The sequence below is a fragment of the Algoriphagus ratkowskyi genome, assembly GCF_002150505.1.
Classification (GTDB): domain Bacteria; phylum Bacteroidota; class Bacteroidia; order Cytophagales; family Cyclobacteriaceae; genus Algoriphagus; species Algoriphagus ratkowskyi.
Genome location: NZ_MSSV01000004.1, coordinates 104468 through 128760 on the forward strand (window position 1 = coordinate 104468; position 24293 = coordinate 128760).

Annotated in this window: 22 protein-coding genes; 4 read left to right on the forward strand and 18 right to left on the reverse strand. The window is 41.4% G+C overall.

Annotated elements, in window-relative coordinates; translation table 11 throughout:
- The first annotated feature begins 40 nt into the window (after positions 1 to 40).
- From gldF to dnaN, 3 genes are all read left to right on the forward strand, one after another.
- Positions 41 to 760, forward strand: a complete 720-nt coding sequence (gldF, locus tag BVH02_RS05925; protein ID WP_086500151.1) for a gliding motility-associated ABC transporter permease subunit GldF — start codon at positions 41 to 43, stop codon at positions 758 to 760.
- 155 nt (positions 761 to 915) lie between these two features.
- The gene (gldG, locus tag BVH02_RS05930) at positions 916 to 2604 is read left to right on the forward strand and encodes a gliding motility-associated ABC transporter substrate-binding protein GldG (protein WP_086500153.1); all 1689 of its coding nucleotides are present in this window, start codon (positions 916 to 918) and stop codon (positions 2602 to 2604) included.
- A 120-nt stretch (positions 2605 to 2724) separates the two neighbouring features.
- The gene (gene dnaN, locus BVH02_RS05935) at positions 2725 to 3849 is read left to right on the forward strand and encodes a DNA polymerase III subunit beta (RefSeq protein WP_086500156.1); all 1125 of its coding nucleotides are present in this window, start codon (positions 2725 to 2727) and stop codon (positions 3847 to 3849) included.
- 166 nt (positions 3850 to 4015) lie between these two features.
- Here the strand turns inward: dnaN and BVH02_RS05940 are convergent, their stop codons facing one another.
- From BVH02_RS05940 to BVH02_RS05960, 5 genes are all read right to left on the reverse strand, one after another.
- Entirely contained in the window at positions 4016 to 4546 is a 531-nt protein-coding gene (locus BVH02_RS05940; protein WP_086500158.1) for a hypothetical protein, read from the reverse strand.
- Between the two features lie 61 nt (positions 4547 to 4607).
- Entirely contained in the window at positions 4608 to 4847 is a 240-nt protein-coding gene (locus BVH02_RS05945) for a VF530 family protein (RefSeq protein ID WP_086500160.1), read from the reverse strand.
- Between the two features lie 151 nt (positions 4848 to 4998).
- Positions 4999 to 5385: a VOC family protein gene (locus tag BVH02_RS05950; protein ID WP_086500162.1), complete on the reverse strand. Its 387-nt coding sequence runs from the start codon at positions 5383 to 5385 to the stop codon at positions 4999 to 5001.
- A 77-nt stretch (positions 5386 to 5462) separates the two neighbouring features.
- A complete protein-coding gene (locus BVH02_RS05955; protein WP_086500165.1) occupies positions 5463 to 6401 on the reverse strand; it encodes a TIM barrel protein in 939 nt (312 codons plus the stop codon).
- Between the two features lie 97 nt (positions 6402 to 6498).
- A complete protein-coding gene (locus BVH02_RS05960) occupies positions 6499 to 8013 on the reverse strand; it encodes a Gfo/Idh/MocA family protein (protein ID WP_086500167.1) in 1515 nt (504 codons plus the stop codon).
- Between the two features lie 175 nt (positions 8014 to 8188).
- Here BVH02_RS05960 and BVH02_RS05965 point away from each other — a divergent pair, with 175 nt between their 5' ends.
- The gene (locus BVH02_RS05965; RefSeq protein ID WP_086500169.1) at positions 8189 to 9820 is read left to right on the forward strand and encodes a sulfatase family protein; all 1632 of its coding nucleotides are present in this window, start codon (positions 8189 to 8191) and stop codon (positions 9818 to 9820) included.
- A 214-nt stretch (positions 9821 to 10034) separates the two neighbouring features.
- Here BVH02_RS05965 and BVH02_RS05970 read toward each other — a convergent pair whose 3' ends face one another.
- The 13 genes from BVH02_RS05970 to BVH02_RS06035 form a co-directional block, all read right to left on the reverse strand.
- A complete protein-coding gene (locus tag BVH02_RS05970; protein ID WP_086500666.1) occupies positions 10035 to 10835 on the reverse strand; it encodes a 3-keto-disaccharide hydrolase in 801 nt (266 codons plus the stop codon).
- A gap of 78 nt (positions 10836 to 10913) precedes the next feature.
- Positions 10914 to 11672, reverse strand: a complete 759-nt coding sequence (locus BVH02_RS05975; protein WP_086500171.1) for an SDR family NAD(P)-dependent oxidoreductase — start codon at positions 11670 to 11672, stop codon at positions 10914 to 10916.
- A 158-nt stretch (positions 11673 to 11830) separates the two neighbouring features.
- Complete coding sequence (locus tag BVH02_RS05980) at positions 11831 to 13117, reverse strand: M20/M25/M40 family metallo-hydrolase (RefSeq protein WP_086500173.1); 1287 nt, start codon at positions 13115 to 13117, stop codon at positions 11831 to 11833.
- 61 nt (positions 13118 to 13178) lie between these two features.
- On the reverse strand, positions 13179 to 15608 hold the full coding sequence (locus tag BVH02_RS05985) for a PAS domain-containing protein (protein WP_086500175.1): 2430 nt from the start codon (positions 15606 to 15608) through the stop codon (positions 13179 to 13181).
- Positions 15609 to 15616: 8 nt separating this feature from the next.
- Entirely contained in the window at positions 15617 to 16066 is a 450-nt protein-coding gene (locus BVH02_RS05990) for a response regulator (protein WP_223271816.1), read from the reverse strand.
- Positions 16067 to 16219: 153 nt separating this feature from the next.
- Positions 16220 to 17101 carry a Nif3-like dinuclear metal center hexameric protein gene (locus tag BVH02_RS05995; RefSeq protein WP_223271817.1) on the reverse strand — a complete coding sequence of 294 codons (882 nt, stop codon included), beginning with the start codon at positions 17099 to 17101 and terminating at the stop codon, positions 16220 to 16222.
- A 140-nt stretch (positions 17102 to 17241) separates the two neighbouring features.
- A complete protein-coding gene (locus BVH02_RS06000; RefSeq protein WP_086500177.1) occupies positions 17242 to 17889 on the reverse strand; it encodes a hypothetical protein in 648 nt (215 codons plus the stop codon).
- A 29-nt stretch (positions 17890 to 17918) separates the two neighbouring features.
- Positions 17919 to 18710 (reverse strand): SDR family NAD(P)-dependent oxidoreductase, encoded by a 792-nt coding sequence (locus BVH02_RS06005; protein WP_086500180.1) that lies wholly within the window; start codon positions 18708 to 18710, stop codon positions 17919 to 17921.
- On the reverse strand, positions 18700 to 19374 hold the full coding sequence (locus BVH02_RS06010; protein ID WP_223271818.1) for an acetoacetate decarboxylase family protein: 675 nt from the start codon (positions 19372 to 19374) through the stop codon (positions 18700 to 18702). The genes BVH02_RS06005 and BVH02_RS06010 overlap by 11 nt, the downstream gene beginning before the upstream one ends.
- Positions 19367 to 20128, reverse strand: a complete 762-nt coding sequence (locus tag BVH02_RS06015; RefSeq protein ID WP_086500182.1) for an SDR family NAD(P)-dependent oxidoreductase — start codon at positions 20126 to 20128, stop codon at positions 19367 to 19369. The genes BVH02_RS06010 and BVH02_RS06015 overlap by 8 nt, the downstream gene beginning before the upstream one ends.
- Before the next feature lie 2 nt (positions 20129 to 20130).
- Entirely contained in the window at positions 20131 to 21849 is a 1719-nt protein-coding gene (locus BVH02_RS06020) for an IlvD/Edd family dehydratase (RefSeq protein WP_086500186.1), read from the reverse strand.
- Between the two features lie 451 nt (positions 21850 to 22300).
- Positions 22301 to 23605 (reverse strand): UDP-N-acetylglucosamine 1-carboxyvinyltransferase, encoded by a 1305-nt coding sequence (gene murA, locus BVH02_RS06030; protein WP_086500189.1) that lies wholly within the window; start codon positions 23603 to 23605, stop codon positions 22301 to 22303.
- Positions 23605 to 24255: a DUF4290 domain-containing protein gene (locus BVH02_RS06035; RefSeq protein ID WP_240507395.1), complete on the reverse strand. Its 651-nt coding sequence runs from the start codon at positions 24253 to 24255 to the stop codon at positions 23605 to 23607. Before BVH02_RS06035 ends, murA begins: the two co-directional genes overlap by 1 nt.
- Between the last annotated feature and the right edge of the window lie 38 nt (positions 24256 to 24293).

The window sequence follows — 24293 nt, forward strand, 5'->3', positions numbered from 1 at the left end:
CGGGACAGGTAGTGGTCAAAAAAAATTAATTATAAACTACATGAAAAGCCTTTTTCTAAAAGAAATCAATGCCTTTTTCGGAAGCCTTTTAGGCTATCTGGTTTTGGCCTTGTTTCTTGTGGCGATCGGTCTGATCGTCTGGGTTTTCCCAGAAAGTAGTGTCCTTGAATATGGTTTCGCAGATTTGGAGGCATTGTTTACATACACTCCTTATGTATTTACATTTCTTGTGCCGGCGCTTTCTATGCGGGCCATTGCGGATGAGCGGAAAACAGGAACTTGGGAGCTTTTGAGAACTTCGCCACTGTCGCTAGTTCAGATTATTCTAGCCAAATACCTCGCATTACTTTGCCTGGTTCTGGTGGCAGTCCTGCCTACTTTACTTTATCTCTATAGCATTATCCAATTAGGAGATCCAGTTGGAAATATCGATCAGGCAGGCTTTTTTGGATCTTGGATTGGCTTGATTATGATTGGAGCAGTATTCGCTGCGGTGGGTTTGTTTGCAAGTTCTCTGACATCACAGCAGGTAGTTGCCTTTGTTTTAGGCGTGTTCTTGTGCTTTGTATTGTATTTTGGGTTTTCAGCATTGGCAGATATGCAACTTGGAAATCTTTCCTATTGGGCTTCGGATCTGAGCTTGAGTTTTCATTACATCAATCTGAGTAGGGGCGTGATTGATTCCTCAGATTTATTCTTTATGCTTGGTATGATTTGGTTGTTTTTGGGTGGGGCAGTTTTGGTTTTGAGAAATAAATGAAGATGATAATCCACCATGATGCAATTAGACATAGTGTCCTAGATTTAGAGGATGGAAGACCGAAGACGGGAGACCGAAGTGGCCTTGATTCTAGTTTTCAACAAAGCCGGATATACTTTGGTCTTTTGATGGATAATAAGCGGATGTACATATAAATGAGAAAGTCAATTGGAAATATTGCAAAGCCTTGGGTATTCCTTTTTGGAGGAATACTTCTTTTTGCGTTGCTGGCTCAATTCCTAAATTTCAGAATTGACCTGACCGAAGAAAAACGGTATTCTTTGCATCCAGCAACAGAAGAAGTTTTAGAGGAAATCACTGAACCACTTCATGTAGAAATTCTTTTGATGGGAGAAAATCTTCCGGGTGGAATGCGGAGACTTCAGAAGTCAGTAGAAGAAACCGTTCGAACATTCAATGCTTATAGTCCTGAAAAGATCACTTACTCCTATTTTGATCCATTGACTTTGCCAGAAGATGATAGGTTAGATTTCATTTTATCTTTGGCGGATTACGGCATCAACCCAGTCAACTTATCTGTGATGAGGAATTCTGGACAGCAGGAGCAGCTGATTTTTCCAGGAATCTTGGTTAGCAATGCCGAATATGAGACGGGTGCTTTGGTGCTCAGTGGGGAACGTGGAATGGGACAAGATCAGATCCTCAACCAGTCTATCGAAAATCTCGAATTTGAGTTGAGTAATGCAATTCGTAAGTTGATTTCTCCTGAGTCCTCAACCATAGCGATGGTTATGGGTCATGGGGAAATGAGTTCTGATGAAGGTTTTGGCATGGTAGAAGCTTTGGATGGTGATTTTGAATTGTTCAAAGTTCCCTTGGAGCAAGCAGAAAAGCCAGCAGATTTGGCAAACTTCAAGATGATTTTCATTCAAGGCCCAAAACAAAGCTATACCGAGCGAGAGATTTACCTCCTTGATCAGTATGTGATGGGAGGCGGAAATCTAGTCGTATTACTAGATGGAGTAGCGGTAGAAATTGAAAATGCTGGTGGAGAAGGAACTATTGCGATGCCTATTGAGCTGGGTTTAGACAATTTGCTTTTTCGCTATGGAATCCGCGTAAATAAGGATTTGGTTAAAGATCTGAACTTTGGATACATTCCTGTGATGGGTGGGAATTTTGGGGATCAGCAGCAGATGGTTCCTTTGCCTTGGCCTTTCTATATTCTTGCGGGACGAGTCCAGGATCATCCAATTACCAAAGGCTTGGATGTGGTGCAATTTAGATTCGCGAGCAGTTTAGATACCGTAAAAGCTGATGGAGTCATTAAAACTCCTCTGATTTTCAGCTCAGATTATTCTCAGATTTTACCCGCTCCTGCTCGTGTGGCTTTCGCAGACATGGATCAGCAGCCAGATGTGGCGATGTTTGATCTGAAAAATTTGCCTTTGGCGTATTTGCTCGAAGGAGAGTTTACTTCCTTGTATAAAAACCGCTTTATTCCGGATGGTTTTGCGAAAGCAGATTTCAAAGAAAGTGGGAAAGGGAAGGTAGTAGTAATCGGAGATGGGGATGTTTTTCAAGCTCAAACAAACCTAGAAGATGGCGCTCCACTGGCACTTGGTGAAGATCAATTTTCCCAAACCACCTATGCCAATAAGCTTTTCTTGAAAAATCTAGTCCAGTATCTTAGTGATCCAGAGGGTATCATAGCTTCTCGCACACGTACATTTCAGATTCGCCCTTTAAATAAAATGAAGATTGCGCAGCAAAAGACATTTTGGCAAGGATTGAATGTGCTAGCTCCAGTGTTTGTGTTGTTAGTTTTAGGTGGGATGGTCTGGTGGATTCGAAATAATAAATACACTCGGAAATTAAACTAGGCTAAATTAGCTGCATCTATTGCAATAATTTTGTTCAGAATCATTTATAGAGGGGTCGAATTAGAATTTATTTATAAATTTACCCCCATTGAAAAGTAAAATTTAATTAAGCCCTACTATATGAAATTTATTGTTTCCTCTTCTGCCTTACTAAAGCAGCTTTCGGCAATCAACGGTGTGGTGACAACCAATCCCGTGGTGCCAATTTTGGAGAATTTTCTTTTTGAGATTAAAGAGAGTCTTTTGACCATTACTGCATCTGATTTGCAGACTTCGATGATCACAGAAATCAACGTGGAGGCCAAAGAAGATGGAAATATCGCAGTGCCTGCAAAGATTTTGATAGAAACATTGAAAAATCTACCAGAGCAACCGGTGACTTTTAGCATTGATCATGACACCTATGCTGTAGAAATCAGCTCAGATAACGGTCGCTACAGACTTGCAGGTGAGAATGCTACGGATTTCCCAAAAATCCCAACTGTAACTAACGCAACTTCTGTGGACATGTCTACTGAAGTTCTTTCTTCCGCAGTTTCTAATACTATTTTTGCAACTAGCTCAGACGAACTTCGTCCGGCGATGACGGGTGTGTACATCAACTTGAGTCCTACTAATACTACGTTTGTCGCAACTGACGGACATCGTTTGGTAAGGTATAGAAGAGTTGATATCGCTTCTCAGGAGTCAGCAACCTTGATCATACCTCGCAAAGCGTTGAACTTGTTGAAGTCAACTTTGTCTTCTGAAAACCTTCCTGTAACGGTAGAATTCAATCAGTCAAATGCCTATTTCAATTTCAACAACATCAAGATGATCTGTCGTCTGATCGACGAGCGATTCCCTGATTACGAAAATGTGATTCCTTCAGAAAATCCTAACGTGATGACAATTAATCGTCAAGAGATCCTAAGTTCTTTGAGAAGAATTGCGATCTATGCGAATAAGACTACGCATCAGGTAAGATTGAAATTGACTGGTAGTGAATTGATGATTTCTGCTGAGGATCTTGATTTCTCTAATGAAGCGAATGAAAGACTTTCTTGCGAGCACGATGGAGAGGATATCGAAATCGGATTCAATGCGAAATTCTTGGTAGAAATGCTGAATAACCTGTCTTGTAAAGAAGTAAGCTTGAAGTTCTCTGCGCCGAACCGTGCAGGTTTGATTCTTCCGGCTGAGCAAGACGAAAACGAAGACATCCTGATGCTAGTAATGCCAGTGATGCTCAATAACTACGTATAACAACCACAATCCATAAAGCGAAAAGCCCGGAGATTCCTTCGGGTTTTTTTTGTGACTTTTTTTAACCGCTGAGTACACGGAGAATTTTGCTGAGGGGGCAATTTATAGAGTTGTTTATTTTATCGTAAAAATTAGAGCAGAGACAGAAATTATAGGACTGAAATTTCTAAAAAAAACGATAGTAAAGACCTAGTCCGAGACTAGGGTCTATAGGATGTTCTACATAATCCGGATAAGAAGGGTTAGGCCCAGTTTTTTTATATTTGGTTCCTAATCTCGTTATTATCCCTCCATCGAGGCTGATCCCAATTTTTCTCGAAATGTTAAATTCTCTTCCGATTCTAAGGTTGTACGACCAATTGAAAGTTCTCAGGTCAGTGTGGTTATAATCTTCCTTTCGAAGGACGATTCCATTTCGAAGGTACCAAGGCTTTCTTTGGCTTAGATCAGCTGTACCAGCAAAGTGATAAAAGAATTCTCCAGTGTAAATTTCAGGTTTGTTGATTTCCTTTTTTTTATTAAAATCTGTTCCAAACGCCAAGCCAACCTGCATTTGATTGAGTTGATATCTTACTCCCAGATTAAACCCTTCGTTGTGTCCGGTTGCAATTGATATATTTATCTTTTCACGCTGTTGACTATGGCCAATTTGTGACAGGATTAAGAGCGGCGTAATTAGGAATAAAAACTTTGACATAGTAGAATGAGTGTTTTGAACTATCAATTTAAAAAAAAACACTATCGCCAAAATTTCATCCTTATTCGTCTTGTTTTTTCTTCGCGTCTCTTAAGGATTTTAGGTACAATCCCTCCACTCTTTCTCTTGCCCAAGGTGTTTTTCTAAGGAATTTCAAACTTGAATTAACTGAAGGTTCATGCGTAAAGCATCTGATGGTTATGCGCTCGCCAAGTTCCGGCCAACCATAGACTTCTACAAGATGCGCAACTATATCTGCGAGTTTGATTCCGTGAAGAGGATTGTTGGGTTGCGTTTCCAAAAGGGAATTTAAAATGGGTGAATCTAAAATTATGAATTGTTTTGTATAATTCGGTTATGAGGTTTGGAAGTAGGAGCTAAACGTCCTAGTATATGCTTAAATAAAGCGGGAAAGCTACACCGGTCATCTAACATCGTACATCAAACAATTTTTATTTTCTTTCTATAAAATCCCAAAGGTTACCATACAGGTCTTTGAAAACTGAAACTGTTCCAAAGGCTTCCTCCGAAGGTTCTCGAATAAATTCTACGCCTTTGGCAGTGTAGTTATGATAGTCTCGATAGAAATTGTCCGTATATAAAAAGAGAAAAACTCTGCCTCCAGATTGGAAGCCAATTTGATTTCGCTGTAATTCATCCGCAGCTTTTGCAAGTAAAAGCTGGCAAGAAGAGCCTGGAGGACAAACTCGTACCCAGCGCTTTACATCACTGAGATGGGTATCTTCGATCAATTCAAACCCCAATTTTTCAGTATAATATTCTATTGCCTCATCGTAATCTTTTACTAAAATTGCGATCTGCCCAAGTTGTTGTTTCATCTGCTTATTAAATCTTTATCATAGAGAAAAGTGAAATTTGGCTCCGATCATATGCATGGAGCCAAAAGTGAACTTTATTAGGCAAGTGAATTTCTCACCTCCTCCAGCTTCTCTCTGATCTCAATTATGCTTTCCCACTCTCTATCCTTGTCTCCATGCTCAATCCCAACATACTCGTGGAAGTCGTGAGAAAGCACGAGTTTCATCATTTTCGTATAGTCCAAAGGAGATTCATTTCCTTGATCATCCCAAACAACTGGCTTTAGACTTACGCCTTTTGCCTTAGGCATCAGTTCATCTATTCCGCGATAGGAATCGTAAGAAATAGCTTTTCCGTCTTTTTTAGAAATTTGAAAATTCCCGAAATCAGGCAAAGTTCCAGCTCTCTGGTGATCTGCATTATTGATCATCTCAGCAAGCCATTTGCCATTACTTGAGAAACCACCATGATTCTCGATCAAGACATTGATATCATAATCATCTGCAAATTCACATAGCTCATGTAAGCCAGCACTAGCGTAGTCTCTTGAAGTTTTATAGTCTTGCTCCGAAGTACTCCAAGGTATAGCTGAGTAGGCATTCACTCGGACAGAATGACAACCTAAGAACTTTGCAGCTTCTACCCATTTTTTATGATTTTCCACAGTTTGCGTCCGTTCTTCAGCAGTAGCTGCACCTAGCATACCTTCACCGTCGCACATAATAAGGACGGATCTTACTCCTTCACCGTCAGCCCGGGTTTTCATTTCCTTCAGGTAAGCCATGTCTTTGGCTTTATCTTTAAAGAACTGATTGACATATTCTACTGCGTCTATTCCAGCTTTTTTGGTGAGCTTCGCAAAGTCCAAGTGATCCATTTTTCCAGCGAAAAGTTGTTTGTTCAGAGACCATTCTGCAAGAGAGATTTTAAATAAGTGATCAGCCTTTAATGATGAAAAAGCCATTTGAGGCATCCCTAGGCCTATTGCTGCTGTAGCAAGACCAGCAGTTTTGAGAAAGTTTCTTCTGTTATTCATGATACGATTGGGTAAATGGGTTACGTATTGTGTTGAGATTTTTGATGAAATTTTAAAGTGTCTACTGGGTGTTGAAAACTGAACACTGCGTACAAGTTCACATTTCCCAGCCTTTTCTATAGTCTCTAGTTAGAAATTTATTTGCTTCAGCGTCATTTGTAATTTTCAAGGTAGGCGAATCGAAATCCACTTTTTTTCCTGCTCTCAAAGCTACAGCGCCGAGATTGATCGAGTCAGTGATCGTTTGGGCCCGGATAAAACTACCCGGTGTTTGCTTTCCAGATTGGATAGCTTCTACCCAAGCAGAAGTATTCCGCTCTACCTTATCAGAATCGATTCGTTCGGACGTTGCACGAGTAGCCATTTTACTTTCTGGAAGAAGCACTGGGTCCTCTCCTCTGAATCCTCCTAAAATTTTACCTTTTGTGCCTACGAACATCAATCCTTCCTTTGGCGTGTCTTTGCCATCTATTTCCAATTCCTCAGGAGCAAAAGGCTTCATTCCGCCATCATACCAGAATAGATCAAAAGCAGGCAGCGAAGCTTGGTCAGGAAATTTCCATTTGATCATACAGCTTGCTGGGAAAGCCACATCGTTCTCCACCCATTGATACACAGAGTTTACCTCTTCACGCGTGGTGGTTCCAAATGCTCGGGCACTTGTAGGGGAGTTTGTGATTCCCAGCGTTTCAAATAGGGGAAAAAGACTGTAATGTCCCATATCTGCCACCGAACCTCCGCCGAAATCATACCAGCCACGGAAGACATTGTGTGTGTAGTTTTTGTGATAATCCATTTCTGGAACAGGTCCCAACCACAGATCCCAGTTAAATCCTTCAGGTATAGTTTCGACACCAGCTGGTCTCTTGGTCCATTGCTGCCAAGCCGGTCTATAAGACCAATTGTGGATTTCTTTCAATTCGCCGATAAATCCAGCATCCATCCAAGTTTTGATTTGGCTATATTCTGGGCGATCGGACCAAGCCAATAAGTGAGTGATAACTCCACTTGATTTTGCCTTTTCTATCACTTTTCTTCCTTCGAGAAGTCTGTTGGAAATAGGCTTATGAGTGACAACATGAATTTCTTGATCCATTGCTGCGATAGCAATAGAAGCATGAGTATGGTCCGGAGTCATGATTTTTACTGCATCTATTTCTGTTTCTTTTGCAAATAGCTCCCGATAATCCTCGTAGGATGTGCAGCCTTTATACCTTCCGGAAGGTTTGTGTTTTGCATAATATTTTTCCACATACGCTTGTCCTGCATCTCTTCCTCCCGCAATTCCTTTCACATTACTCCACCAGGTGTCATCTCCAAGTGTTTTCCGCATGTCGTTTCTGATTCCATGAGGAGACCAGTCAATGTAATCCTCCGAGTATTTATTCACATCACAAACTGCAACTACACGGACTTTTGGGTTTTGTAAAAGCTCTCCCATTTCTCTTAATCCTTGAGTACCACAACCAATATTTGCAACTGCGATTTGATCAGAAGGAGGGGTCTTTCCAAGCCCAGCAATTACATTCGATGGGACGATGGATATAGAAGCCGCTACTGTTGCTGCCGAGCCGAGAAATTCTCTTCGGTTCAAATTCTTTATTGGGGCCATAATTGGATTCAGCGAGTTAGACTTTTAAGTTACCAAAGCTGAACTTGATTCCAAAGAGACTTGCTTTAAAGACAGATAAGTGAATTGTTTAAAACCTCCTGGTCAGGATGATAATTGTCAGGTTTTGGCTTTTATTGTAAAAGGAACAACTTGAATTGCTCAAATCACTATACCTATGAAGCATATACTTTCCATTTTTCTTCTTTCATTTTTGTGTTTTTCCTGTCAAAAGGAATCAGCTTCACCTACAGAAGTAGCATACCCCGAGCGACCTAATATCCTTTGGATCGTGAATGAGGATATGTCTCCAGAGCATTTGGGAGCATATGGCGGAACAGGAGGCAAAACTCCAGTTCTGGATTCCTTAGCAAAAGCAGGCGTGATGTTCACAAATGCTTTCTCTACAGCGGGAGTTTGTGCACCTAGTCGAGCTGCACTAATCACGGGAGCTTATCAGACGTCGATAGGTGCGATGCATATGAGGACAGTCGGCATGTCAAAAGGTAATGAGTCTGCATACCCTCCGGATCACAAGTCCTATTCTGCTATGATCCCTGAAGGAATGCATGGTTATCCTGAGTATTTACGAATGGCGGGATACTATACAAGTAATAATGTAAAGGAGGATTTCCAGTTTGTCGCACCCGGAACGATGTGGGATGAGAGCAGCAATACGGCGCACTGGAGAAATCGCAAAGATCCAAATCAGCCTTTTTTCTCAATATTCAATTATACTATAACACATGAATCTCAAGTTTGGGCGAGGGAAAAAGAGGAGTTATTGATAGATCCTGCAGACGTAACTGTGCCTCCTGTATATCCTGACGATTCAATTACTCGCAGGACTTTAGCTCGGTTTATCACAAATGTGATGCGTTTTGATGCCCAAGTGGGTGAGCTCCTCCAGCAGTTAAAGGATGATGGATTATATGAGAACACGATTATTTTCTATTACTCAGATCATGGCGATGGAATGCCTTATTACAAGCGTGAGCTGTATGATAGAGGGTTGAGAGTTCCTCTTTTTATCAAAGCTCCTTTTATCAAAGCTGGGTCAGTGGATGAACAGCTGGTGAGCTTTGTGGATTTTGGACCGACAGTTCTGTCTCTCGCAGGAGTGAAAATACCGGATAACATGCAGGGGCAAGCTTTCATGGGGAAGCAGAAATCAGCGCCTAGAAAGTACATCTATGCTGCGCGGGATAGGATGGATTCTGAAGTTGATCGTGTGCGTGCTGTTAGCGATGGCCGATATAAGTACATCAAAAACTACATGCCCGAAAAGCCCAATTATCAAAATATACGCTACAGGTTAAGTAATCCTCTGATGGTACATTTGTTAGAATTGCATGAGCAAGGCAAATTGGATGCAAATCAAGAGCGATGGTTTGATGAAACAAAACCAGATGAAGAGCTTTATGATACCCAATCAGATTCCTATGAATTCAATAATTTGGCTGGAAATCCTGACTTTGCAGATAAGCTCTCTGAGCTGCGTCAAGCTCATCTGAAATGGATAGATGACTATGGGGATCTAGCAGCAATGCCAGAAATGGAGATGGTAAATGAATGGTGGGGCGGAGCAGATCATGCACCTATTACTGAGCCAGTGCAAATGCGTTACGAGGAGGGGAGAGTTTCACTTTCTTCAGCAACAAAAGGTGCTTCAATCGGCTTCAAAAAAAGTACTACTGATGTATGGTCAGTTTATCAAGTTCCATTTGAGATGAAGGCTGGGGATTCACTTTATGTGCTTGCGCATCGAATTGGGTATGAACCTAGCAAGGATGCTTTGATACTGAAGTAGCATGTTTTTTCGGGAGTTTGTAATTTTGTATGCTGTTCGCGATATGCAATCCACGCGCATTTATCAGAGGATTTCTAATCCATTTAGAATAGGAATGTAGGGTTGTAAACCTGTTGATAATACTTCAAGAGTGCTTCTCGAAGAGCTGTTTTTGACTAATAAATTGAGGAGCCATAATGGCTTTTTAGCTGTTACAATCCCTATTAGTTGAGTATTACTTCTTTGCTAACTGTCGTATTTCCACTTTTCTAAAAAATATTTCTGCACCTTCCGATTGAATTTGAATGCGACCTTTACTCGGTTTGACATTTGAAGTGTAATTTACCAACACACCATTTAAGTAAATAGTGATCTCATTCCCATCAACTACACATTCTACTTTATTCCACTCACCTACTGGTTTTTCCACGTCCTGTGAACCACGAAAATTAATCTCGTCTTTCCAGTTTGGATCACGTCCATACCAATTGATTCTGCCCAGATTAATAGTTGCAAGTTCACCTTTAGATTGAAAAACATAAGAGCTGCCCTGCTTTTCCGAAGCCACTGGACTAGTTATACTGAAATCTTTACTTCCATCTCCTACCACAATAAAATCACCGGTACCGCCTTCTATTACTTGACACTCGATGGAGTGCATCCAAATTCCATCCGAAGCTCCATCTTCACCCACAGAATGCAATAGAATGCCTGAGTCTCTGGCATTTTCCAATCTGGGAGCAAAAGTCTTTCCACCCCATTTGAATTCAACGATGAGCCGATAATTCTCAAATTCCTGATTAGTAGTAATGCCTCCCCATTCCTCACCAGAAATCCGGATCATCCCATCATTTACAGTGAAGACATTTTTCGGATCGATATCACGCCCCCGATTTTGCAAAAAAGTGTACCAGCCATCAAGATTTTTTCCATTAAATAGTTTAATGTGGTTTTTTAAGTCTGATTTGGATTGGTTTTGGCAAAAGGCGGCTGAAGTCACAATCAATAAAAGAGATAAAAGGATAATTCTTTTCATGAGAAGTTGTTGCTTTGACAGCATGCGTATAAACATAGTAATTGATAGGCATGAAAGAAAGTTTAAGACTCTACACTCTTAACCCACTAAAATCCCGCCATCAATCGTATAAGCGGCACCAGTGATCCAGGATGCTTCATCGGAAACCAGAAACAAAGCCAACGAAGCGATATCTTCAGGTTTTCCAAGGCGCTTCATTAAGGTATTATTGGCTGTTTGCTGTACGATGGTGTCCGGGTCATCAAATGCTTTGGCTGAATCCCATATCATGGGGGTGTCAACTGGGCCGGGACAAATTGTGTTCACGCGGATAGTTGGGCTATAATCTAGCGCCATTTCTTTCACGAGTGCTACTAAGGCTGCTTTGCTCCCGCAATAGGCAGCATGGTTTGGAAAGCTTTTTACCGCTGCTATCGAACTAGTAGCGAGAATGACGCCCTTTCCATTTTTTTGCATCTCCGGAATCGCATAGCGGCTCAGGTAGAATACAGAATTCAGATTGGTATTGAATGTTTCGTTCCAATCTTCAATGGAAATGTCCGTCACCGATCCCAAACCTAGCTTTCCGGCATTGGTCACTATGATGTCTAGCTTTCCAAAATGATGAACTGCTTCCTGAACGAGTTTTTCATTCACGGCTATTTCAGAGACATCTCCAGCAACAAAAATCACTTTTCCGCCTTTTTGCATTAGATCTTTCTCTAATTCCTTGCCTCGAAGCTCATCACGACCGCTCAAAATAACTGAAGCTCCTTCGCTGACAAATCGCTCCGCCATAGCTTTTCCCATGCCACTTGTAGCTCCGGTGATGATGGCAGTTTTTCCTTGTAATCTCATTTTTAGTTGTCTTTATTTCAGGTTAATTCTCTGATGATTTCCTTTTTAGAATAGTTGACATTATAGTAAAGCTCATAGACTTTCTGACGCAGCTTGCAAAGCTTGAAGAGGGTTTGAAAACATACAAGATCATGACTGAAAATATACAAAAGATGTTTTTACCTAGAGAGGCGATAAAGGAATAAGGTGCTTCGCTTGATCAGCTCTGGGTACTCTTTCATATTGATCGTTTCGCCTGGGGCATGTGCACCGGTCCCAGATGCGCCAAGACCATCCAAGCAATCCAGGTAATTTGCCACAAATGAAATATCGCCAGCTCCACGACTTCCCGGGTCTCCTGGCTTCACTTCTCCTAAGCCCATATCTACACTCAATTCACTTAGCGTTTTTGCCAATGCATAATTTCCCTCAGTAGGAATCATAGAAGGCAAACCGTCTTCGAAGATAATTTCTGCATCTGTTTGGTTAAGATGCTTATCCACGATAGCCTGCATTTTCACTCTCGCTTTTTCCTTTTGCTCCTCACCCAAAAACCTCAAATCTCCAGTTACCATAGCTTCACGCGCTACAATATTGGTTTTGCCTAGTGCTTCAGCTTTGCCGGTATCAGCATTATAACTAATATCTGAACCTCCGATAAATTGACCTGGATTGAAAGTTAAATATTCCTCGCCAGCCAGTTCTTCCTGGAATTGTGTGAGGATACGTGCTGCCTCATAGATAGCTCCGTAGCCTACAGATTCTCTAAAAACCCCACTGGAATGTGATTGCTTTCCACTAGTCTTCAATGTCCATCCACTACTGCCTCTTCGGGCTACAGTGGTGATCCCCAAACTCTGAGTAGTCTCATAGGCAAGTGCTATGTCATGAGCTTTGGCTCTTTCAATAAAGTCCTTTCGGGACAGTTCTTCATCAGCCGAACTTTCCTCGTCACCAGTGAAGTAAACTGTAATCGAGCGGTCTTCCAATTGCCCTAAGTCATGTAGGGCTTTCAAGCTTGCAAAAATCATCACATCGCCACCTTTCATGTCATTGACTCCTTGGCCAGTGGCAATGCTGTCGTTAAGGTAGGTGAACGGTGTAAATGGCATGTCTTTTTCGAATACCGTATCCAAATGCCCAATTAGAAATATTTTTTTCCCTTTGCTACCTTTTCTGGTAGCAATGAAATGACCTGCCCTTTTTGCCTCAGCAGGAAGTTTATACCACTCAGTATCGAAGCCTATGCTTTTAAATTCTCGCTCGAAAACCCTCGCTACGGCTTCTACGCCTTCCAGATTTAGCGAGCCAGAGTTGATGTTGGTTACCTCTTCTAGCAGTGCCAAAGTTTCCTTGTAGTTCTTTTCCACTTCAGCGATCAATCGCTCCTCAGTACTTGAGATTTTTTGCGAAAAAAGCGCAGTGGAAAACAGTAAGAATGTGATAGTTAGATAAGTGATCTTCATGGTTGTTGAATATGAGCAATAATTGGAAGATAATAAGCTATTTCTATATGCTTTGCTGTCTCTAATTTTCCGGCAAATAAATATCGAAGGTGGCGCCTTGATCAGGCTTACCGTGAGCGGCTATAAAGCCATTATGGTTTTCGACTATTTTCTTCACGATAGCCAAACCTATTCCCGTTCCTTGAAATTTGTCTTTTCCGTGCAGTCGTTGAAATAGCTCAAAAATCCGCTCGCTGTACTTTTCTTCAAAGCCTATCCCATTGTCAGTTATCTTGATATGACAATAATGTGTAGAAGGTGATAATCGTTTCATTTCAAAGTCGCTGCCCAGTCCTTTCACGCTTGAGATTTCGATATGGGGCTTACGATCTTTGACGGCAAACTTTAGAGAATTGCTAATTAAATTTAGGAGTAGCTGCCGGAATTGAAATGGAATAATATTCAGTGTGCAAAGTATATCTGATTCTAACACAGCCTGATGAGATTTTAGCTCTTCCTTGAGATCCATCTTCACCTCAGCGATTAATTTATTGAGATCCGTAGGCTCATATTTCCGGTCCGAGATAGTAGTTCTAGAGTATGCGAGTAAGTCATTGATTAAAGCTTGCATTCGCTTGGCAGCGTTTTGCATTCTTTTAAATTGTTCTTTTCCATCATCTGTCAGATTATCGTATTCATTTTCCAGAAGGAGTGAGGAGAAAGTTTGAATCTTGCGGAGAGGCTCTTGCAGGTCATGACTGGATATATAAGCGAAAGACTGAAGTTCTTTATTCATGTTAGCCAGATCCTTCATGTTTTGGGCCAGCTCATTGGTGCGCTCTATGACCAATCGCTCTAGCTCATTCGCAAATTCCTTTTGATCATGAATGTCCATACTGGAGCCCACCCACATTTGTATTTCTCCATCTTGATTTAGCTGAGGCTTTGCTCGGCTAAGTTGCCAACGATATGTACCGTCATGTTTGCGGAATCTATGCTCTATTAGAAAGTCTCTGCCGGTTATGATAGATTTGTTCCAAGCTTGCACATTCTTTTGCCTATCATCTGGGTGCACTATAGAAAGCCAGCCTTCTTCACTTAGGCGTTTTGAGGTGTAGCCAGAAAAGTCATAAACAGATTGATTAAAATAATTTAGATTTCCTTCCGTATCAGCTGTCCAGATGTGTTGGGGTAGAGAGTCAGCCAAAAGTCTGAATTTCTGCTCGCTCTCTTCAAGTTTTTGAATGTTTCTTTTAAAAGAACTAATGTCCCTGACAGTCCCAAGAACTTTTTGTGGGTTGTTTTCTTCATCAAAATGAACTTTGCCTTTCACTTCTATCCAGCGAACCAGATTTTCTGGTAAGATCACCCGACTGGTGTATTCTAGGATTCCATTTTCGAAGGACTGTTCAAAAGCAGATTTTCGTATTCCCAGATCATTTGGATGGATACTGCTTACAAAGTTCTCATGGTTTATACTTTCACCCTCTGCCAACCCAAAAATCTCATGAAGTCTCTTTGAACCATCTAGCTTTTTGTTTTTGAATTGGAATTCAAAAGTTCCAAGTTCTGATGCATCGATGACCATTGAGAGTTTTTCCTCGTTGGCCACTATTTTTTTATGTGCAAGTACTTGATCTGTGACCTCATGACCAATAGCGATTATACCATCTATTAAGCCATTTGCATTATGAAGGGCTTCATAGCTAAAATTGATATAGATGGTTTCAAGGTTTCCATTCCGAATAAACTGCATTGGTAATTCTGAAGCTGAAAAGCGGTTACCAGTGTTGTACACGTCGTCTAGTAATTGCTTAATCCCTTGATTCTTCAACTCCGGTAGAGCTTCTAAAATTGGTTTATTGACCACCTCCTCTGCCTTTCTTCCCCACAGTTTAAGAACATTTTCATTTACGACATCTGTCACGTAATTGGGGCCCTTGAATGTTGCTATTGATGCCGGAGCCTGTTGGAGAAGGAGTCTAATTTTACGTTCACTGGTTTCCAGATTTCTCTTAAGATATACATCGGTAGTGGTTTCTACGCAGGTAGTTAAAACTCCGACAATGTTGCCATCATTGTCTCTAGCAGGACTGTAACTAAATGTCCAATAGATATCTTCTATGTGTCCATTTCGGTAGAATGGAATAAGGAGGTTTTCAAAGTAAACAGACTCTCCTCCCTCTAAAACCTGATCAATTAAAGGTTTTATCATAGCCCATATTTCAGGCCAAGCCTCTTCTCCAGCCATACCAAGTATGGATGGATGCTTTCCATCTACTCCTAAACTTGGTCTATATGCATCATTGTAAAAACAAGTTAATTCCGGTCCCCACCATAGAAACATCGGAAATTTGCAAGACAAGAGAATATTTAGAGTAGTTTTTAAACTCTGTTGCCATTCTTTGGGAATTCCAATGGACGTCTTACTCCAATCCTTTTCTCGAATCAACTGACCCATTTCACCACCTCCTATTGGGAAGGAAGCATTAGCTGAATTTTGATCTGACATATATTTAATTAAGATGATTGGATTACAAAATTTTCCTTAGTTGGCTTTACAGGTTTATTCATCAAACTGCTAAGTCCCTTAAAAATCACATCTTTTAATTTCGAGTATTCTCCAGGCTTTCGAATATAGTGAAATGCACCCTGTTCATAGAGCGTGTTTACTACTGGCTCGTCCATGGAGGTGGAATAAATGATGATTGGCAATTGTTTTAATTTGTCATGTCTCATTATTTCAGAGAGGCACTCGAAGCCCGATTTCATGGGCATATTCAGATCTAAAAATATCACGTCTGGAATATTTTTCCCTCCAGTCAGTAACATCGACATCAACTCTACACCATTAGTTACCGTAGTGAGATCAGTTTCGAAGGGTAATTTTGAAAGGGAATCTTTGAAAAAGAAACGATCATCTTCGTCATCATCAGCTAATAAGAGTTTAATGCGTCCTACGATCATCATTTTTTGGGGTAAGCTAATATGCGCTTTTTAGCAACTATATATTCAAATATAATATAAATGAAGTTGAATAGCGTTTGTTTTTGAAAGGCGGTTAAAGATGGTTTTCCTGCATGGTTTTTTAAGAATCCTCAGGAAATTAATTCGGTGAATATGTCACCTTACAGAGAGAGAATTTCCTGATGGGACATGAAATACCGGCATTCCTGATACATTTTTCTTAATCCATTCAGCCATAAATTCAGATCCGCCTTCCTCACTCGCTGAGTGACCTATCACAATCAAACCTAGCTTTTGGCCCATTTCATTTGCATTCCGAACATATTCCGGAGTTTCCCATTCTGGGCTTTCACCACAAATCAAAACATCCGGTTTTTCCTTCATGATCATTTCCATCTGCCTTCTTCCTCCAGCGGCTCCAGGCATCAAGAGAATTTTGCTTGTCTTTTGGGAAAGGTCACCGACATAACGAAGGGCTGGTACATTCATCTTGGTTTTGATGTGTGAGATCAGTTCTCCTAATGTGGTTTCAGGTAGGTTCAAGACTGCATTTTGTTTGTAGTAGCTATCCCAACCTAGTTCCTTCACCACGCCTGCCTGAACTCCATCGATTGCTAGACCATGTACATAATCGTGATTTCTCCAGACAGCTATGCCATGTTCATCGAGCAATTTTCTTTTGAATTCATATACAGGATCAGTATCAAGCCATGACGTTTCATCCAGATGATTGTAAAAAGTAGGCTCGTGGGCGATGATAAAATTTGCTTTCAGCTCAATGGCTTTTCGGATCACTGTGATAGTTGCAAACATAGTGGTTACTATTCCGGTGACTTTTAGTTCTCTGGAACCTGTTTTCAATGTATCTACAGTCTGCGGGAAGGGTGACTTAGGAACTTGGGCAATGAATAGATCCATGATTTCGCCAACAGTATAGCCTTCAACCAAAGTTGAAAAAGCAGCAAAAGGATTGGCTAGTAATCCAGTGCCAATCAGGAGACTGGATTTTTTAATGAATTTTCTTCTGTTTGGTTTCATTTCGGAAATTGGTTGATAAGTCGATCTAGGGGTTATCAAGATAGAGGTATTGACATTATTTGATTGAAATGTAAATGGAGTAATACTAAAAAAAGCCGCTTGCTTAATACAAACGGCTTAGAACTGGGGTTTAAATTTTATTAATCCACTTTTATGTTGGAAAACCAGATAAACTTCTGACCTGCTTGATTGGCATGAGAAGTTGCCATCTTGATTGGACCAAATTGCTCCACATCTTCCCAAGTAGTAGGTCTGCCTTCAGCTCCATTTCCTCTACGGAACACCCATTCCAAAATCATGTGATTATTATCTAAATAAAGGTCATATGCATCGCCTGGAGTGTAGCCGTCAGCTCCACCGTACACAATCGTTAATTTTGTGGAGTTTGTTCCTGCTATAGGAGTTGGCACATTTTCTTCCGTTTCATAAGTATAGCCAGAATCCCAAGCCAACTGAAATGGCATCATCAGCCAATACTTGTCGTTGATGAAACCCTTATCCGCCGGCGGTAGAGAGTCTGCAGACATGTCTATGCTGTACGTGTAGCTGGTGTCCGGAGTAGCATAATACACCGTGCGATCCTTGATGTTCCATTTCCAATCTCTGGTCATCACATTCACAGAGTCTCGCTGTACATTCCAAGTGTATGCGATGGAATTGACTTCGTCAAACTTATCAAAGCCATAAGCTTTTGCTACTTTCATAGGCAAGGTGTCAGGCGTAGTGTCTTTAGGTTGACAAGCTTGCAAAGTACAGGCAGCTAGCAAAACAAGTATTAGGTTTTTCATAATTTCGGTTTTCTCTAAAGTTAACAGACTTAGGATTTATATTTTTTTTTAACCCAATTTTTATACTTCTGATATTCTAGCAGGAGGTAAAACCTTTTAATAATTCTGAAGAACCGGTTCACCACCAACATGCTCAGAAAGAGAGGGGAAGGGAAGATTTTCTTCTTTTTCTTAGCCGTTCCTCGTAGGATAGCTGTTGCGACCCAGCTGGGAGTTTGGATTGGATAGGGTTTGGGAATATCCTTTCCTGCGCTTTCAAAAAACTTGGTTTGTGTTGCAATTGGAAAAACTAAGGTCAGCCAGTTTCCTGTTTTCTCCAGCCAAACTGTTCTTGCCCATTGCAGCAAAGCAGCCTTGGTAGCAGCATATAAACTGTAACCAGGAATGGTCCAAAATGACATGGCTGACGCAGTGATGACTAATCGAAAAGAAGCATTAGGAAATAGCTCTTTGATTGCCAAGCCAAGTTGAATAGGGCTAAAAACATTCAGTTGGAAAAGCTGATCCATATTCTTCCAGTCTTGATCTTCAGCTGGTCCAAATTCTGCTTTTCCAGCATTTGCAAAACAAAAATCCACTTTTTTCCAATTTGTTTTAACCCAAGCTAGAACCAGGTTATTTCCAGATTTCTTGCTCAGATCTGCTTCCATTATGTGAATAGCTGGAAATTGAATCATCAATTTTTCCAAGCCTGCCAAATCAAAATCAACGGCTAAAATCTGTGTTTTTGAAGGACTTAATTGTCTTACTAACTCTTCTCCGATTCCAGAAGCAGCACCAGTGATGATGACATAAGCTTCTGTGAACGGTTTATACAGCATAGGTTGCTTTAGGGAATTTGATTCGGAAAGGGTCTATTTTGATCGCGAAAAGAGGCTTTTGAGAGATTAAGTCTGGAAAGTAAGTAGCATTTATTTGTAGGTTTTCGATTTTGGTGCGCTTAGCCCAACCAAAACCTGCTGGCCTAGTGAAAAAATCTACCCCATCCCATGACTGATGTAAATTGATTGGGAGAAGGCTAGTGGAAATAGGAAAAGGGATAGTTCCCGGAGTTGTTTCACATGAGAAAATATTGTCCTCTCCATTTTTTACTTGTATGGATTCTTTACCTCCTACTTTCTCCCAGGAAATAGCTAAAGTCTCTTTGGGAATACCCCAGTTAACATGTCCATTCTGGGTGCTAACTTCCGTGCTCACATAGATTTTGGTGATAGCCTGCTTGCCATAGGGGCCAAATTTCCCGGGGATGAAAAGTAGTTCCTTATATGGACCGACGGGAGATGACTCGTAGTTCACAAGCATCAAGTAGCCTAATCCACCTTTGAATTTCCCTTTTAAATGTTCGGGCAAATTCCCATGATTCTCCACCCAGTCTCTTGAAAATTTGTATATCAACATAATTCCTTCTCCCTTGAGTTTCCAAGGAGCGGGAGCCTGCTTATACATTTTCATGTCTTTCAGGATGATTTGGTGATTTTCAGGCATAAGGTGATGGACTGACACTTGTCCAGCCTCCGTCTATGATGAGTGTTTGTCCAGTTATATGCCTTGCTTCGTCGGAAACCAAGAATGCCGCAGCGTTAGCGATATCTTGCGCCACAGCAGGTGTTCCCAGCGGAGTGATTTTCGACCAAGTTTTTTCATAATCTGGATCCATCGTTGTTCTATTGGTTACTGTTGCACCGGGAGCAATAGTATTTACTCGGATTTTAAAAGGTGCAAGTTCGAGTACTAGATTTTTTGCAAGCATTTCCAGCGCTGCTTTGCTCATGGCATAAGCAGCTAGATTTTCATGACTTTGATGGGCGGTTACAGAGGAGGTGAAAAGCAACGCTCCTCCAGATGACTGATCTTTCATCACCCTGGCTGCTGCCTGAGCTAGAAAGAAAGTTCCTGCCTGATTGACACGTGTCACTTCCATAAAGTCCGCTCTATTGTAATCTAAGAAAGCTCCGAACAGCGTGATTCCTGAGTTCGCAATAACAATATCGACTGTACCAAAATTAGAAAGAGCCGTATTGATCATTTCATCAATCACTTGTTCGGAACTGGCATCACCAGGGACCGCAAGCGCAGATACGCCATGAACATGGCTGATACGTTTGCAGGCTTCTGTGATCAAGCCTTCTTCGAGGTCGTTTAAGATTAGATTAACACTTTGTGCGGCAAGTTTTTCGGCGATTGCTAAACCAATTCCCTGTCCTGCTCCGGTGATGATGGCGGTTTTTTTGGGTTTCATGCTTAATGCGAATCTCGTTTTACATCTGATCCTGAACCGCCTTGGAGGAAGTCAAAATCCACTCCATCATGCGCCTGATTTACTTTATCTAGGAAAAGATTGACATATCCGCGCTCATAAGGGAGTTTGAGCGGCTGGAAATTGGCCCTTCTTTTTGCGAATTCTTCCTCCGAAATCATCAAATTCAAAGTTCTCGCAGGAACGTTTAATTCGATCATGTCACCACTTTGGACAAAAGCCAGAGGCCCACCGATCGCTGATTCAGGAGAGACGTGCAATACAACAGTGCCGTAGCCTGTTCCACTCATTCTTCCGTCAGAGATTCGAACCATATCTTTGACGCCTTTTTTGAGGAGTTTTTCTGGTAAACCCATGTTGCCTACTTCCGGCATTCCTGGATAGCCTTTTGGTCCTACATTCTTCATCACCATCACACAGGTCTCATCGATATCCAGTTCCGGAGTATCAATTCGCGCTTTGTAGTCGTCAATATTTTCAAAGACAACTGCCCGCCCTGTATGAATTAATAAACTCGGAGTAGCTGCTGATGGCTTGATCACTGCTCCGTTTGGACAGAGGTTGCCTTTCAGTACAGCTATACCCGAATCTGGTTTGATGGGATTTTCAAAGGTTCCGATAAGATTTCTATCGTAGCATTCTGCTTTTTCGAAATTCTCACCTATAGGTTTACCATTTGCTGTAATAGAATCCCGATGTAAGTATTTCTCTATTTCCTTCATGACTGCCGGTAGTCCGCCAGCATAAAACAAGTCTTCAACCCAATGTTCTCCCGAAGGCTGTACGTTTGCAATCAGCGGAATCATGGATGAGAACTTATCAAAGTCAGTAAGGTCGATATCCACGCCGATTCGCTTAGCAATAGCTGTGAGGTGAAGAATGAAATTTGTAGATCCACCCAAAGCTGCATTGACCATAATGGAATTTTCAAATGCTTTTCGAGTCAGGATTTTACTCATTTTCAAGTCCTCATTCACCATTTCGACGATACGCATGCCTGTCATATGAGCCAAAACTTTTCGTCTGGAATCTGCCGCAGGGATTGTAGCGTTATCAGGCAAAGAAAGGCCAAGTGACTCAACCATGGCTGCCATAGTAGATGCTGTCCCCATAGGAGCACAGTGACCAACCGAGCGGGACATGGCCGCTTCAGCTTCTATCATTTCCGCTTGTGTGATTTTGCCAAGCTTGAAGTCCTCAGCAAATCTCCAAATATCTGATGTTCCGATTTTTTTTCCCTTGAATCTACCAACCAGCATAGGTCCGCCAGAAAGTACTATTGACGGTAGATCTACAGAAGCTGCACCCATCACTAGGGAAGGGGTGGTTTTGTCACAACCGCACATCAGAACTACTCCGTCCATAGGATTGGCGCGGATACTTTCTTCCACATCCATACTGGCGAGATTGCGAAAAAGCATCGCTGTAGGCTTGATGGAGCATTCTCCAAGAGACATGACGGGGAACTCTAAAGGGAAACCTCCAGCTTCCCAAATTCCGCGTTTTAGCGCTTCAGCGAGATCTCTAAAATGTCCGTTGCAAGGCGTGAGTTCTGACCAGGTATTGCAGATCCCGATGACGGGCTTGTCTCCTTCGAATAAGTGGTGGGGAAATCCTTGGTTTTTCATCCAAGAGCGATAGATAAATCCGTCTTTTCCTGTGCGTCCGTACCAGTCTTGGCTCCGGAGTTTTTTCTTTGACATATAGGTTATTTTGGCTAATCGAGCTAGAATTTACCAAAAATTCCGAGAAGGTACGGGTTGATAGAATAATGAACAGGTATTTATTATCAGATCAAATAGTAGGCTTTGATGTAAATGAGAACAATACCTCTGCCGCTATAGGAGTTGAAAAGTGGGTTATCTATCTGGTAAAGTGGAGGATCGTCGTTTTATCAGATTTTTACTTGGAAGGATTTACTGGGGATTTTGCGTGCATTCTGCTTAATGATTCAAAAAAATAAAATTAGGATTTTCCCCTCCTTTGCCAGAAAGAAATTAAACGAATCAAAAGATTCTGTATATCTGTCGATTTAGACAATCCACTTGATCAACCAGGGAAATACGGTGAATCGAAGTATTGTGGATAGTCATAAAAAAAAGAGAGCCTTGAATTTCTTCAAAGCCCTCTTTCAATTATTCTTAAGGTGTTTTATTAGATTCTTTCGATATCTGCACCAAGTGCTCTAAGTCGCTCATCTATGTTTTGATAGCCTCGATCAATCTGTTCGATGTTATCGATGATAGATGTACCGTTTGCAGATAAAGCGGCTATAAGTAAAGCTACACCTGCACGAATATCCGGGGACGTCATTCTGATTCCTCGTAGTTCAGTTTTTCTATCTATGCCAATTACTGTGGCTCTATGTGGATCGCACAAGATGATCTGAGCTCCCATTTCTATGAGTTTGTCCACAAAGAATAGCCTAGATTCAAACATCTTCTGGTGAACTAATACAGTTCCTTTTGCCTGAGTCGCTGTTACCAATACGATACTGAGCAAATCTGGTGTAAATCCTGGCCAGATAGCATCTGCTACCGTCAGGATGGAACCATCGATGAATGTCTCGATTTCGTAGTGCTTCTGAGCAGGGACGAAGATATCGTCTCCTCTGAATTCTAGCTTTATGCCCATTCTTCTAAAAGTATCTGGAATGATACCAAGACGAGGAATTTGACAGTCTTTGATAGTGATTTCCGATTGGGTCATCGCTGCAAGGCCAATGAAAGATCCAATCTCAATCATGTCAGGAAGCATTTTATGGGTTGTTCCACCCAATTTTTTTACTCCTTCGATAGTCAACAAGTTCGATCCAACCCCAGAGATTTTTGCGCCCATGCGGTTAAGCATATCGCAAAGCTGCTGTAGGTATGGTTCACAAGCTGCATTGTAAATCGTAGTTGTGCCTTCTGCCATTGCGGCGGCCATTACGATATTAGCTGTTCCGGTCACTGAAGCTTCATCGAGAAGCATGTAACAACCGATTAGATTTTTTCCATCGATGTGGAAGATCTCATTTTTTGAATCGTAATTGAATTTCGCTCCGAGTTTTTGGAAACCTGTAAAGTGGGTGTCCATTCGTCTACGGCCTATTTTGTCTCCTCCAGGCTTGGATAATTTTCCAACACCGAATCTTGCCAGCAGAGGACCCAGAAGCATAACTGAACCTCTCAGTCCTGATGCTTTTTTTAAATATTCTTCTGTTTCCATGAAGTCAAGATTGACTTCATCAGCTTGGAAGGTATATATCTCAGGGCCTTCCTTTGTTACTTTCACGCCCATATCGCTCAAAAGCTCGATAAGCTTATTGACATCTACAATGTTTGGGACTTTTTGAATAGTAACTTTCTCCGATGTGAGGAGGACAGCGCAAAGAATTTGAAGTGCTTCGTTTTTTGCTCCCTGAGGAATAATCTCGCCTTTGAGTTTTATGCCACCATTGACTCGAAATGAGCTCATTAATTTCTTCGTTTTTTGTTATGACCACCCGTATTTGGACGGCGTTTATTGTTGTTATTATTGCTCTGACTTACTGTGCGCTTGTTCTTAGTCGTTCTTCTTTCCTCCTGTAGAGGTAATTTGAAATCACGATGCGTGTTGGATTCAAACAAGCCGTTTTCTTTCACCTTCTCCAGATCGATATGCAATTTACCTTTAGACAACGTCTTGATGTCGTCCAAGATTATGGCATCATCGAAATTTTCTCTGTTCCAAGTAGAATGAAAGCTTCTCATCAGTTGGCCGATGAAGATAATCGCAGATTCCTGCTCTTCATCATCTTCAAGAAGGATTGCGCCTTCGATTAGTTTCTCAATGTTCCTGCCATAGTGCTTGAATCTAACTTCACCCTTTGGATAGCCAATAGGAAGTGGTTTTTTGCCTAGCAATTCCGCCTCAGGCATAGGGAAAGGTGCGTCCACGTCAAGCTTGAAATCTGTCATGATGAACAAGTCGTCCCAAAGTTTTTGGTCGGTCTCCTGCTTAACTGTAGGATTTAGCTGTTTGATGATTTCAATGACCGTATATGCGCTTTGTGTACGCTTATCACGATCTTCTATCGCCGTGATATAATCAACGAGGCGCTGTATGTTTTTGCCGTATTCTTTCAAAATGAGTTTTTGTTTGTCTGGTTCAAAGTGCTCCGTAA

Coding starts and splice junctions, on each gene's coding strand:
- BVH02_RS06000 (WP_086500177.1), bottom strand. CDS start 17,889: ATGAAAAACCTAATACTTGTTTTGCTAGCTGCCTGTACTTTGCAAGCT.
- BVH02_RS05960 (WP_086500167.1), bottom strand. CDS start 8,013: ATGGCCCCAATAAAGAATTTGAACCGAAGAGAATTTCTCGGCTCGGCA.
- BVH02_RS06010 (WP_223271818.1), bottom strand. CDS start 19,374: ATGCCTGAAAATCACCAAATCATCCTGAAAGACATGAAAATGTATAAG.
- BVH02_RS06020 (WP_086500186.1), bottom strand. CDS start 21,849: ATGTCAAAGAAAAAACTCCGGAGCCAAGACTGGTACGGACGCACAGGA.
- BVH02_RS05950 (WP_086500162.1), bottom strand. CDS start 5,385: ATGAAACAACAACTTGGGCAGATCGCAATTTTAGTAAAAGATTACGAT.
- gldF (WP_086500151.1), top strand. CDS start 41: ATGAAAAGCCTTTTTCTAAAAGAAATCAATGCCTTTTTCGGAAGCCTT.
- BVH02_RS05970 (WP_086500666.1), bottom strand. CDS start 10,835: ATGAAAAGAATTATCCTTTTATCTCTTTTATTGATTGTGACTTCAGCC.
- BVH02_RS06015 (WP_086500182.1), bottom strand. CDS start 20,128: ATGAAACCCAAAAAAACCGCCATCATCACCGGAGCAGGACAGGGAATT.
- BVH02_RS05995 (WP_223271817.1), bottom strand. CDS start 17,101: ATGAAACCAAACAGAAGAAAATTCATTAAAAAATCCAGTCTCCTGATT.
- BVH02_RS05980 (WP_086500173.1), bottom strand. CDS start 13,117: ATGAAGATCACTTATCTAACTATCACATTCTTACTGTTTTCCACTGCG.
- BVH02_RS05965 (WP_086500169.1), top strand. CDS start 8,189: ATGAAGCATATACTTTCCATTTTTCTTCTTTCATTTTTGTGTTTTTCC.
- murA (WP_086500189.1), bottom strand. CDS start 23,605: ATGAGCTCATTTCGAGTCAATGGTGGCATAAAACTCAAAGGCGAGATT.
- BVH02_RS05990 (WP_223271816.1), bottom strand. CDS start 16,066: ATGATGATCGTAGGACGCATTAAACTCTTATTAGCTGATGATGACGAA.
- BVH02_RS06005 (WP_086500180.1), bottom strand. CDS start 18,710: ATGCTGTATAAACCGTTCACAGAAGCTTATGTCATCATCACTGGTGCT.
- BVH02_RS05940 (WP_086500158.1), bottom strand. CDS start 4,546: ATGTCAAAGTTTTTATTCCTAATTACGCCGCTCTTAATCCTGTCACAA.
- dnaN (WP_086500156.1), top strand. CDS start 2,725: ATGAAATTTATTGTTTCCTCTTCTGCCTTACTAAAGCAGCTTTCGGCA.
- gldG (WP_086500153.1), top strand. CDS start 916: ATGAGAAAGTCAATTGGAAATATTGCAAAGCCTTGGGTATTCCTTTTT.
- BVH02_RS05955 (WP_086500165.1), bottom strand. CDS start 6,401: ATGAATAACAGAAGAAACTTTCTCAAAACTGCTGGTCTTGCTACAGCA.
- BVH02_RS05975 (WP_086500171.1), bottom strand. CDS start 11,672: ATGAGATTACAAGGAAAAACTGCCATCATCACCGGAGCTACAAGTGGC.
- BVH02_RS05985 (WP_086500175.1), bottom strand. CDS start 15,608: ATGTCAGATCAAAATTCAGCTAATGCTTCCTTCCCAATAGGAGGTGGT.